The 12,444-nt window shown below is 69.3% G+C and carries 8 protein-coding genes; 2 read left to right on the top strand and 6 right to left on the bottom strand.

Annotated elements, in window-relative coordinates; translation table 11 throughout:
• Complete coding sequence (locus tag BJ964_RS18645; RefSeq protein WP_188121849.1) at positions 1-798, bottom strand: lytic transglycosylase domain-containing protein; 798 nt, start codon at positions 796-798, stop codon at positions 1-3.
• Positions 799-948: 150 nt separating this feature from the next.
• On the opposite strand from BJ964_RS18645, the gene typA reads away from it, so the two are divergent.
• Positions 949-2,811 carry a translational GTPase TypA gene (gene typA / locus BJ964_RS18640; RefSeq protein WP_188121848.1) on the top strand — a complete coding sequence of 621 codons (1,863 nt, stop codon included), beginning with the start codon at positions 949-951 and terminating at the stop codon, positions 2,809-2,811.
• Between the two features lie 427 nt (positions 2,812-3,238).
• On the opposite strand, the gene BJ964_RS18635 is transcribed toward typA, so the two are convergent.
• The 5 genes from BJ964_RS18635 to rpsA form a co-directional block, all read right to left on the bottom strand.
• Positions 3,239-4,240, bottom strand: a complete 1,002-nt coding sequence (locus BJ964_RS18635; RefSeq protein WP_188121847.1) for a TerC family protein — start codon at positions 4,238-4,240, stop codon at positions 3,239-3,241.
• A 500-nt stretch (positions 4,241-4,740) separates the two neighbouring features.
• On the bottom strand, positions 4,741-5,988 hold the full coding sequence (locus BJ964_RS18630; RefSeq protein ID WP_188121846.1) for a GNAT family N-acetyltransferase: 1,248 nt from the start codon (positions 5,986-5,988) through the stop codon (positions 4,741-4,743).
• An 82-nt stretch (positions 5,989-6,070) separates the two neighbouring features.
• Positions 6,071-8,188 (bottom strand): excinuclease ABC subunit UvrB, encoded by a 2,118-nt coding sequence (uvrB, locus tag BJ964_RS18625; RefSeq protein WP_188121845.1) that lies wholly within the window; start codon positions 8,186-8,188, stop codon positions 6,071-6,073.
• Between the two features lie 275 nt (positions 8,189-8,463).
• On the bottom strand, positions 8,464-9,627 hold the full coding sequence (gene coaE, locus BJ964_RS18620) for a dephospho-CoA kinase (protein WP_188121844.1): 1,164 nt from the start codon (positions 9,625-9,627) through the stop codon (positions 8,464-8,466).
• A gap of 130 nt (positions 9,628-9,757) precedes the next feature.
• Positions 9,758-11,257, bottom strand: a complete 1,500-nt coding sequence (rpsA, locus tag BJ964_RS18615) for a 30S ribosomal protein S1 (RefSeq protein ID WP_183217533.1) — start codon at positions 11,255-11,257, stop codon at positions 9,758-9,760.
• Between the two features lie 324 nt (positions 11,258-11,581).
• On the opposite strand from rpsA, the gene BJ964_RS18610 reads away from it, so the two are divergent.
• A complete protein-coding gene (locus tag BJ964_RS18610; protein WP_188121843.1) occupies positions 11,582-12,382 on the top strand; it encodes a class I SAM-dependent methyltransferase in 801 nt (266 codons plus the stop codon).
• The last annotated feature ends 62 nt before the right edge of the window (positions 12,383-12,444 follow it).

Here is a 12,444-nt window from a genome sequence, read left to right as displayed (position 1 = left end):
TCAGTACTTGTCGCAGGGGCAGTCGGCCATGAGCGAGCGCACCGAGTCGACGTAATCCGGATTGGGCAGCGTCTTGCTCTTCGCCGCCGAGTCCACCGTGCCGTAGCCCGCGTTGTAGCCCGAGATGACCACGTTCAGCAGACACCAACTGGAGTGGCTCTTGCACTTCGAGGGGCTCAGGTCGTAACTCTCCTTGAAGTAGTTGTCCCCGAAGTACCGGGTCAGCCAGGCCAGGTAGTTCGCCCCGGCGTACGCGTTGTCCTGATAGTTCCCGTTCGCGTCATAGTCCAGGCCGAACCGCTGGTTCATATGGTCCAGCGTGTCCGGCATCACCTGCATGAGACCGAAGCCCTCGTCACAGTTCTTGATCGCGCTCTGCCAGCCGCTCTCCTGCCAGGACACCGCCTTGACCAGGGTGAAGTTGAGCTTCAGCTGGGGCGCCTCGGTGCGCCAGTAGATCCGGCCGGACGCCTTCTTGAGAGCCGCCTTGGCCTTGGCCTTGGAGATGTTCTTGCCCTCGTAGCTGAAACAGTCCGGAACCTGACTCCAGTCCGTCTGGACCGGGCTCGCACTGGCCGTCGGCGACTTGGTGGCCTTCTTCGTCGGCTTCGGCTTCGTCGTGGTCTCCACCGGCGCGGCCGTCGTCTCCTCGATCACCGGCTCGGTTGTGGCGGGCGCCACCGACACCGGCGGTGCGCCCACCGGATCGTTCCCGTTCTCGCTGGCACCGGCCAGTCCGCAGCCCGCCGTCACGACCAGCGCCGTGACCGCCGCGACCAGGTTGATGCGTTTTTTCATCGATGCAGACCTTCCCCCGTGATACATCGATGAAGGACGTTAACAGTGATCAGATGATCTCGGGAGACTGAAAAACGGACAGAAGACCACAAGATTCGGGTCTTGACCCCGTGTCACGATCGGCAACCTGAGCCGGGAACAATGGACCTCATGCAGACCCGCACCGACCTACGCAACGTCGCCATCATCGCTCACGTCGACCATGGCAAAACCACCCTGGTCGACGCCATGCTGCGCCAGGGCAGCCAGTCCCACGCGCGTGGCGAGATGGCCGACCGCGTCATGGACTCCATGGACCTGGAGCGGGAAAAGGGCATCACCATTCTCGCCAAGAACACGGCGATCAGCTACCAGCCCGCCGAGGGCGAAGCCGTCACCATCAACATCATCGACACCCCCGGCCACGCCGACTTCGGCGGTGAGGTCGAGCGCGGCCTGACCATGGTCGACGGCGTCGCCCTGTTGGTGGACGCCTCCGAGGGCCCGCTGCCGCAGACCCGCTTCGTGCTGCGCAAGGCCCTGGCCGCCAAGCTGCCGATCATCCTGATCATCAACAAGGTGGACCGGCCGGACGCGCGGATCAAGGAGGTCGTCGACGAGACGTACGAGCTCTTCCTCGACCTCGACGCCGACGAGCACCAGATCGAGTTCCCGATCGTCTACGCCTGCGCCCGCGACGGCATCGCCTCGCTGACCCAGCCCAAGGACGGCACCGTCCCCGAGGACAGCGACTCCCTCGACGTGCTGTTCAGCACCATCCTCGACACCATCCCGGCGCCGAAGTTCCATGAGGACGCCCCGCTGCAGGCGCACGTCGTCAACCTCGACGCCTCGCCGTTCCTCGGCCGTCTCGCGCTCTGCCGCGTCCACGAGGGCACCATCCGCAAGGGCCAGACCGTCGCCTGGTGCAAGACCGACGGCACCATCAGCAACGTGCGCATCTCCGAGCTGCTCGTCACCGAGGGCCTGGAGCGCAAGCCCGCCGAGAGCGCCGGCCCCGGCGACATCATCGCCCTCGCCGGCATCCCCGAGATCATGATCGGTGAGACCCTCGCCGACGCGGAGAACCCGATCCCGCTCCCCCTGATCACCGTCGACGAGCCGGCCATCTCGATGGTCATCGGCACCAACACGTCGCCGATGGTCGGCAAGGTCAAGGGCGCCAAGGTCACCGCCCGCATGGTCAAGGACCGCCTCGACAAGGAGCTCATCGGCAACGTGTCGCTGCGCGTCCTGCCGACCGACCGTCCCGACGCGTGGGAGGTCCAGGGCCGTGGCGAGCTGGCCCTCGCCATCCTGGTCGAGCAGATGCGCCGGGAGAACTACGAGCTCACCGTGGGCAAGCCGCAGGTCGTCACCAAGACCATCAACGGCAAGGTCCACGAGCCGGTCGAGCGCCTCACCATCGACGCCCCCGACGAGTACATGGGCGCCATCACCCAGCTGCTCTCCACCCGCAAGGGCCGCATGGAGGAGCTGATCAACCACGGCACCGGCTGGCTCCGCATGGAGTGGCTCGTCCCTGCCCGTGGCCTGATCGGCTTCCGGACCGAGTTCCTCACCGAGACCCGCGGCACCGGCATCATGCACCACCTGTTCGAGGCCTACGAGCCGTGGTTCGGCGAGCTGCGCACCCGCCAGAACGGCTCCCTCGTGGCCGACCGGGCCGGCGCTGTCACCGCCTTCGCGATGATCAACATCCAGGAACGCGGGCAGCTCTTCGTCGAGCCCGCCACCGAGGTGTACGAAGGCATGATCGTCGGTGAGAACTCCCGTGACGACGACATGGACGTCAACATCACCAAGGAGAAGAAACTCACCAACATGCGTGCGGCCAGCGCGGACAACACCGAGAAGGTGATCCCGCCGCGCAAGCTGTCCCTGGAGCAGTCCCTGGAGTTCTGCCGCGAGGACGAGTGCGTCGAGGTCACCCCGGCCGCGGTCCGCATCCGCAAGGTCGTCCTCGACCAGACGGCCCGCGGTCGCGCCGCGGCCCGCCGCAAGCACCAGTAAGCGCCCGCTTTCGGTGAAGAGCCCGCCCTTCGGGGCGGGCTCTTTCCTTGCCGCCCCTTCTTTCGCCGCCGCTCTTCCTGGGGTTCCGTCACCCTGGGACGGTTTTGGGCGGGGGACGGCCCCCTCCGGGCGGTCAGGCTTGGTCCCTCCGTGGGCCGTCCCCCGCCCAAGACCTTGCGTGGCGATGGATCACCGTCGCCCTGAGCGCTTCTCTCGCTCTCTTCAAAACCCGTCGGGGTACCCCCGGAGCACTCCCCCCGCGCACTCCGAACCGCCCCACCGCTCGCGCCTTCTCACACTCTTGCCGAGTGCGGACCCCGGCCCGGCCGCTCTCACGGGGCCTTCCGTGTGATCCGGGCTGCCAAGGCGCAAAGGGCGAGGCCCGGGCGACAGGGTCGCTCGGGCCTCGCGTGGGTTGATCGGGTCGTCAGCGCTCGGCGGTGATCAGTTCCCGTTTCCGGTCGCGGGAGGATTTGGCCAGGCTGGCGACCGTGGCGACAGCCAGGGTGCCGAGGATGACCAGCAGGGAGAGCCAGATCGGGATCTCCGGAGCCCAGTGGAAGGGCTGACCGCCGTGCAGGAACGGCAGGTTGTTCGTGTGCAGGGCCTCGAGGACCAGCTTCACGCCGATGAAGGCGAGCACCACGGCGAGACCGATGTTGAGGTAGACGAGACGCTCGAGCAGGCCGCCGAGCAGGAAGTACAGCTGGCGCAGGCCCATCAGCGCGAACACGTTCGCGGTGAAGACGAGGTACGGCTCCTTCGTGATGCCGAAGATCGCCGGGATCGAGTCGAGCGCGAAGATCAGGTCGGTGGTGCCGATCGCGATCATCACGATGAGCATCGGGGTGAACAGCCGCTTGCCGGCCTCGGTGACGAGGCTGAACCGGCCGTCGCCGAAGGACGAGGAGAGCGGCAGCGCCCGCTTCGCCCAGCGGATCAGGATGTTCTCCTTGAAGTCGTCCTCGTCGTTCTCCCCGCCCTTGACCAGCGTGATCGCGGTGTAGACGAGGAAGGCGCCGAAGATGTAGAAGACCCAGGAGAACTGCGAGATCAGGGCGGCGCCGGCGGCGATGAACGCGCCACGCATGACGAGCGCCAGCACGATGCCGATCAGCAGCACCTTCTGTTGCAGGTGCCGCGGGACCGCGAAGCGGGCCATGATGATCACGAAGACGAACAGGTTGTCGACGCTCAGCGAATACTCGGTGAGCCAGCCGGTGTAGAACTCACCGGCCGCCTGCCCGCCCGCGGCCAGCCAGAGCCCGATGCCGAAGAGCACGGCGAGGCCGACGTAGAACGCGACCCAGCCTCCCGCTTCCTTCATGCTGGGCTCGTGTGGCCGGCGGCCGATGATGAGCAGATCGACGGCTAGCACAGCGACGAGGGCGACCAGGGTGGCGACCCAGACCCAGGCGGAAACGTTCAACGAGGACCTCCGGCAGACACGGGTCGTCGCTGCACCCACCCCTGACCGGAGCGAGAACAGCGACGTGCGACTGTCGGAGGTCTCTTCCGCCACGAACCACGCACGGTCCGTGACCACCGGCCCCGGGCCCGCCCCGAGAGGCGTTCCGTGTTGACGAGACCGGAGCGGGGGAATACTCCCCTCCCACAGCAGCCATTGTTGCGCATCCGAGGCGCGATCGGCACACCGGGAGGACAGGGAGTGGCACAGCTCGCGGCCAAACCACTCATCCAGGCTGTTCTGGCGTCCTCGGACCCCGCCGCTGACCGCCCCCTCAGACTACGCCCTGACCTGCGGAAATCCTCGCAGTCCAGCGGCTACGACAGACTGGTACACCGACGATCCGGTGTGTTTGGGACGCTTGCCGACATGGTTCTCGAAGTCACACTGATCGACGTTCTTCGCGGTCGCCACTGATCGCCGGCACGCCCGGGTGCCGTTCGGTGCGTGGTGTGGTCGCGTCAGCCGGTGAAGAAGTCGTGATCCGGGTCGAGCCCGGGCCGCCGGTACCGGGCCCGGCGCCCGTGCTCCTGGAACCCGAGCCGGCGGTAGAGCCCGGCGGCCGGGTTGTCGACGTTGACGCAGAGCCAGGCCTCGCCCGCCCCCGCGCCGGTCATCCGCCGCAGCGACTCCCGGACCAGCGCACCGCCGAGACCCACTCCCCGGGCCACAGGCAGGACACCGACCTGCACGATCCAGCCGTCCGCCGCGGTCACGAAGCCGGCGTCCCCGATACCGGGCAGGACGGCCAGCAGCGACCAGGCGGGCCGGAAGTCGTCGTCCTCCGCATTCTCCGCGATCCACTCCGCGGCCGGCGGATCCGGAAAGCCGGGCCGCTCCCGGAACGCCGCCGCATACACGGCGTGGAATCGCCCGGCCGTCCCGGCTGACCACTCGACCAGCTCGGTCCCCTCCGGCCACCGGATCACCGCGGCCTCCGCAGCCCCGGACCCGGCCGCCTCCGCCCCGAGCCCCGCCGCCTCCGCCCCGAGCCCGATCCGCATCACGTCCTCGGCGAAGAACCGCCGCAGCCCGCGGGCCACGAACAGCTCCCCGGCCCCGGCCGTCAGCCCTTCACTCTCCACCGTGACGTCATGTCCACCAGCACCGCCCTCCGGTCCCGGAAGATCTCCACCGCTCGCCGAGTCAGGAGAACCCTCACCGCCCTCCGGGCCGGAAAGACCACCACCGCTCGCCGAGTCGAGAGAGCCGTCACCGCCCTCCGAGCCGGAAAGACCACCACCACCGCCGAGGGCGGCGGGCGCGGCGCCCGGTTCCGTGGGTGTGAGGGCACCATCGGCGCCCGTGTGGGGCCGCGGGCCGAGGGTCTCGGCCCGCGCTGCGGCCAGGGTCTCGGCCCGCGCTGCGGCCAGGGCGGTGTCCAGCAGGTGGCCGCCGATGCCGCGACCCCGGAACGCCGGGTCGACGAGGCCGGTGATCACCGGCCCGTCCGCGGCGGGCCGGACCGCGGCCGCCCCGATCAGAGCACCGTCGTCCGCCCGCACGGCGAACCGCACCGTCCCCGCAGCGAACCAGCGCCCGCGCAGGAACCACGGCTCCACCACCAGCGGCAGCCCGCCGTCGGCCGCCCAGCAGCGCCGGACGAGCCCGGCGATCTCGGCCTCCGGCGTCTCGTCCTCCGCCACCGCCCGGAATCGCCCGGCCGGAGCGGGCAGCATCACACCGGGCACTTCGGGAACAGCCGTCATGGACAGCAGCCTAGGCCGGTCGGGTGGATCACGCTGCCTCGCTTCGGGCGGGCCCACCAGCCGGAGACCACCAGGATCAGGGCTATTTCACCCCCGCCGCGTCCATGCCGCGCAGCTCCTTCTTCAGGTCGTGGATCTCGTCGCGGATCCGGGCGGCCAGCTCGAACTGCAACTCCCGGGCCGCCCCCAGCATCTGCTCGTTGAGGTCCTGGATGAGCTGGGCCAGCTCGGCCCGGGCCATGCCCGCGCGCGCCGGAGCGGCCGCCGCCCTGCCTTTCGACCGGGTCTCCGGGACGGGCGCCTTGCCCCGGGACATCTGCCGGCCCGCGCCGCCGACCATCGGCCCGCCGACCGCCTCGTCGGTGTCCTCGGCCTCGCGGTAGATGTCGTCCAGGATGTCGTGGATCTTCTTCCGCAGCGCCTGCGGCTTGATCCCGTTGGCCTCGTTGTGGGCGATCTGCTTGGCCCGGCGCCGCTCGGTCTCGTCGATGGCGTCCCGCATCGACGGCGTGATCTTGTCGGCATACATGTGGACCTCGCCGGAGACGTTCCGTGCGGCCCGGCCGATGGTCTGGATCAGGGACCGGCCGCTGCGCAGGAACCCCTCCTTGTCGGCGTCGAGGATGGCGACCAGCGAGACCTCGGGCAGGTCGAGGCCCTCACGGAGCAGGTTGATGCCGACCAGCACGTCGTAGTCGCCCTTGCGCAGCTCCTTGAGCAGCTCGACGCGGCGCAGCGTGTCCACCTCGGAGTGCAGGTACCGGACGCGGATCCCGTTCTCCAGGAGATAGTCGGTGAGGTCCTCGGCCATCTTCTTGGTGAGGGTGGTGACCAGGACCCGCTCGTCCTTCTCGGTCCGCAGTTTGATCTCGTGCATCAGGTCGTCGATCTGGCCCTTGGTGGGTTTCACCACGACGTGCGGGTCGACCAGGCCGGTGGGGCGGATCACCTGCTCGACGAACTCGCCCTGGGCCTGCTGCATCTCCCAGTTGCCGGGGGTGGCGGAGAGGAACACCATCTGGCCGACGCGCTCGAGGAACTCGTCGAACCGCAGGGGCCGGTTGTCGGCGGCGCTGGGCAGGCGGAAGCCGTGCTCGATGAGGATCCGTTTCCGCGAGGCGTCGCCCTCGTACATCCCGCCGATCTGCGGGATCGTCACGTGCGACTCGTCGATGACGGTGACGAAGTCGTCGGGGAAGTAGTCCAGCAGGGTGTAGGCGGGCTCCCCGAACGTCCGGCCGTCCATGTGCATCGAGTAGTTCTCGATGCCGTTGCAGAACCCGACCTGCCGCATCATCTCGAGGTCGTAGGTGGTCCGCATCCGCAGCCGCTGAGCCTCGAGCAGCTTGCCCTGCCGCTCGAACTCGGCGAGCCGCTCCTCCAGCTCGGCCTCGATGTCGCGGGTCGCCCGCTCCATCCGCTCCGGGCCGGCGCCGTAGTGCGTGGCCGGGAAGATGATCAGCTCGTCGACCTCGCGGATCACGTCGCCGGTGAGCGGGTGCAGGTAGTAGAGCTTCTCCACCTCGTCGCCGAACAGCTCGATCCGGATGGCGAGTTCCTCGTAGGCCGGGATGATCTCCAGGGTGTCGCCCCGGACCCGGAACGTGCCACGCTGGAAGGCCATGTCGTTGCGGGTGTACTGGATGTCGACCAGCTTGCGCAGCAGCTTGTCGCGGTCGATCTCCTCACCGACCTTGACCCGGGCGGCCATGTTGACGTACTCCTGCGGGGTGCCGAGGCCGTAGATGGCGCTGACCGTCGCGACCACGATCGTGTCGCGCCGGGTCAGCAGCGACCGGGTGGCGGAGTGGCGCAGCCGCTCCACCTCCTCGTTGATCGAGGAGTCCTTCTCGATGTAGGTGTCGGTCTGGGCGATGTACGCCTCGGGCTGGTAGTAGTCGTAGTAGCTGACGAAATACTCCACCGCGTTGTTCGGCAGCAGCTCGCGGAACTCCTTGGCGAGCTGGGCGCAGAGCGTCTTGTTGGGCGCCAGCACCAGGGCCGGTCGCTGGAGCCGCTCGATGAGCCAGGCCGTGGTCGCGCTCTTACCGGTGCCGGTGGCGCCGAGCAGGACGGTGTGCCGGTCGCCGCGCCGGGCCCGCCGCTCCAGGTCGTCGATCGCGGCCGGCTGGTCACCGGCGGGCTGGTAGTCGCTGACGACCTCGAATCGGCCGTCGAGTCGCGGGATGTCTAGCGCCATGCCCATCACCGTACGTCGGGGGTATGACAAGTTCTCGAAGCGGCGTGCTGAGGGTGCACATTCGCCCCCACCGCACGGCATTGTCCGGATTTCCGGCGCTGCCTACGCTGGGCCGGTAGGCCGCTCGCGGCGGCCGCCGGCAGCGCGCGGGTCCCCACACGGCCCGCCGCGCCGCACCGTGGTCGATGCGCCCCGGACGCCCTGGCGAGCGCACCCACGGTGGGTCGTTCACCGCACGACCCGGCCGCCGCGAGGGCCCCTTCGTGTCGGGGGCCTCAGTCGGTGCCGGTTTCGGGCTGCCAGCCGGTCGCCTCGGCCCAGTCGTCGGCCGCCCGGGCCTCCTGCTCGAGCCGGTCCCGGCTCCCCCGCACGTGCGACTGCTTCGCCGCGGCGTAGGCGTCGCGCGCCTCCGGAACGGCCCGCAGGTGGTCACGCGTCAGCAGGGCGAACCGCCAGCCGGGTGACCCGGTGACGCGGACGTGCAGGTCGACCCGGTAGCCCGGGTCGGCACAGCCGTGCATCCGCATCGGCCAGGTGCTGCCGGCGATGCCGTAGGCGTGGTCGGACCAGTCGCCGGGCCGCTCCGGGAAGCCCAGGTCGGCGAGCGTGCCGGCGAGCGCGTCGGCCTCGTCGAGGGTGCGTACGCCGATCATCAGATCGATGACGTCCTGGGCGGGCAGCCCGGGCACCGCGGTCGATCCGATGTGGTGAATCCCGGCGCCGTCACCGAGTCCGTGCCGGAGCCGGGCGACGAGCCGGGCGGCGGCACGCGGCCACTCCGGGTCCGAGGGCGCCATGCGCGGCCCGGTGTTCCTCGGGGCGGAGCGCCGCAGCCGCAGGTTGCGCTCGAACTCGACCAGCCTCTCGCGCCACACCAGGTCCACCCGGGCGTGCAGCCGGTCCAGGTCGGCGTCGTTCTCCAGGACGACGTCGGCGACGGCCCGGCGGTGGTCGTCGTCGGTCTGCGCGTCGATGCGGGCGGCGGCCTCCGCCTCGGTCATGCCACGCAGGCCGGTGAGACGTTCGAGACGCACGTCACGGTCCGCGGTGACGACGATCACCAGATGGTACGTGGGAGCCAGCCCCACCTCGGCCAGCAACGGCACGTCGTTGACCACCACGGCATCGGCCCCGGCCGCACGGGTCATCTCGACGGTCCGCTGCCGCACCCGGGGGTGGATGATCCGCTCCAGGCGGCGGCGGGCCTCCTCGTCACCGAACACCTCGGCGCCCAGGGCCGGGCGGTCCAGCTCGCCGTCGGGGGTGAGCACACCGGGCCCGAACGCGGCGACGATCTCGGCCAGCCCCTCGGTGCCGGGCTGGACCACCTCCCGGGAGAGCAGGTCGGCGTCGATGATCACCGCACCCCGTTCGGCGAGCCGGCGGGCGACCGCGCTCTTGCCCGCACCGATACCACCCGTGAGCCCGACTCTCAGCATGGGATCCAGTATCGGCGATGGGACCGGCCGCCGCGCCGGGGAGGCGGACCGCGTTCGCGAACGGCGAAAGGCCGCCCCGACCGGAGTCGGGACGGCCTTTCTGGGTACTACTGGCTGACTCGCGTCAGTTTCAGCTCTTGCCGCCGGCCAGCTTCTCGCGCAGAGCGGCGAGAGCCTCGTCGGTGGCCAGGGTGCCCGCGGGCTCCTCGGCGGAGCGCGCCGGGGCCGACGAGCTCGTCGAGGACGACGACGTGGTCACGCCACCGGCCGGAGCCGGGTTGAGCGCGGCCTCGGCGTCGGCGTCGCGGGACGCCTGCACCTGCTTGGTGTGGGCCTCCCAGCGCTCGCGGGCGTCGGCGTACTGCTTCTCCCACGTCTCGCGCTGCTTGTCGAAGCCCTCGAGCCACTCGCCCGTCTCCGGGTCGAAGCCCTCCGGGTAGATGTAGTTGCCCTCGTTGTCGTACGTGGCAGCCATGCCGTAGAGGGTCGGGTCGAAGTGCTCCTCGCCCTCGACGAAGCCCTCGTTGGCCTGCTTGAGCGACAGCGAGATCCGGCGGCGCTCCAGGTCGATGTCGATGACCTTGACCAGGACATCCGACCCGACCTGAACGACCTGCTCGGGCAGCTCGACGTGACGCTCGGCCAGCTCGGAGATGTGCACCAGGCCCTCGATGCCGTCGTCCACGCGGACGAAGGCGCCGAACGGAACGAGCTTGGTGACCTTACCCGGGACGATCTGGTTGATCGCGTGGGTCCGGGCGAACTGACGCCACGGGTCCTCCTGGGTCGCCTTCAGCGACAGGGAGACGCGCTCGCGGTCCAGGTCGACGTCGAGAACCTCGACCTCGACCTCCTGGCCGACCTCGACGACCTCGGACGGGTGGTCGATGTGCTTCCAGGAGAGCTCGGAGACGTGCACCAGGCCGTCCACGCCGCCCAGGTCCACGAAGGCGCCGAAGTTGACGATGGAGGACACGACGCCCTTGCGGACCTGGCCCTTCTGCAGCTTGTTGAGGAACTCGGTACGAACCTCGGACTGCGTCTGCTCGAGCCAGGCGCGGCGGGACAGAACCACGTTGTTGCGGTTCTTGTCCAGCTCGATGATCTTCGCCTCGAGCTCGCGGCCGACGTACGGCTGGAGGTCGCGGACACGGCGCATCTCGACCAGGGAGGCCGGGAGGAAGCCGCGGAGGCCGATGTCGAGGATGAGACCACCCTTGACGACCTCGATGACGGAGCCGCGGACGACGCCGTCGTCTTCCTTGATCTTCTCGATGGTGCCCCACGCGCGCTCGTACTGCGCACGCTTCTTCGAGAGGATCAGACGACCCTCCTTGTCCTCCTTGGTGAGGACGAGGGCTTCGATGTGGTCACCAACCGACACCACTTCCGCGGGGTCCACGTCGTGCTTGATCGACAACTCGCGCGAGGGGATGACACCCTCGGTCTTGTAGCCGATGTCGAGCAGGACCTCGTCCCGATCGACCTTGACGACGGTGCCTTCGACAATGTCGCCGTCGTTGAAGTACTTGATGGTCTCGTCGATGGCCGCGAGGAATGCTTCCTCGGATCCGAGATCGTCGACGGTGACCCGGTTGGCGCTCGAGGTGGCCTCGATGCTGCTCGTCATGTGGACAGTTGCTCCGAACGGAATGGATTGGTGGTGTCTCCCGCGCTCCACGGAACTGTCGCCGGAAGCGGCACGAACGAGCGAGACGACCCAACCGTTGAAGCAGTCTGATCATTACAGTCGATCATGCCGAGACCGGCGACCACGGAGCCTGCTCCCTGCCGAGGCACACGATCCGCGAGCGCATCGACTAGCTTACCGTGCGCATTACCACAGGTTGCAAGCCCTCCTGAGGAGCGCGGCACATTGTTGGGCCGGAACCCGTCAGCATGCCCTTTATGGGCTGAATCGGTACGGCTGACACGCCTGCCGTACCGTTGCCGGGTGACCTCGCACCACTCGAACGAGACTCCCACCGAAGCCGAGACGCGCCGCGGCAACCGGACCTGGTGGGACCTCGACGCCGATGACTACCAGGACGAACACGGCGCCTTCCTCGGCGACGTGGACTTCGTCTGGTGCCCCGAGCGGCTGCGCGAGGCCGACGCGCGGCTGCTCGGCGACGTACCGGGGAAAAAGATCCTGGAACTCGGCGCCGGCGCCGCGGCAGCCAGCCGGTGGCTGCGCCGCGAAGGCGCCCGCCCGGTCGCCATGGATCTCTCCGGGGGCATGCTGCGGCACGCGCGCGAGGCCGCGGACCGCAGCGGGGTAGGCGTGCCGCTCGTCCAGGCCGACGCGATGGCGCTGCCGTTCGCCGCGGACTCGTTCGACATCGTGTGCACGGCGTTCGGGGCCATCCCGTTCGTGGCCGACTCGGGCGCGGCCATGCGCGAAGTGGCGCGGGTGCTGCGGCCGGGCGGCAGCTGGGTGTTCTCGGTCACGCACCCGATGCGGTGGATCTTCTGGGACGAGCCCGGCGAGGACGGGCTGGTCGCCCGGAACTCGTACTTCGACCGCTCCCCCTACGTCGAGCGCGACGACGACGGGACGGTCACCTACCTGGAGCAGCACCGCACCCTGGGCGACCGGGTGCGTGAGCTGGTGGCGGCCGGGTTCGTGCTGCGCGACCTGATCGAGCCGGAGTGGCCGGCGGGCCACGAGCAGGAGTGGGGCCAGTGGAGCCCGCTGCGCGGACGGCTGTTCCCCGGGACCGCGATCTTCGTCTGCGACCTGCCGAAACTCTGACCCCACGCTCCCGGGCCCCCGAGCGGCCCGCAGCGCAGCCGCACAGCCCCAGCCGCCTCCCA

This window comes from Actinoplanes lobatus (genome assembly GCF_014205215.1).
Classification (GTDB): domain Bacteria; phylum Actinomycetota; class Actinomycetes; order Mycobacteriales; family Micromonosporaceae; genus Actinoplanes; species Actinoplanes lobatus.
This window is presented reverse-complemented; position numbering and strand designations above follow the sequence as displayed.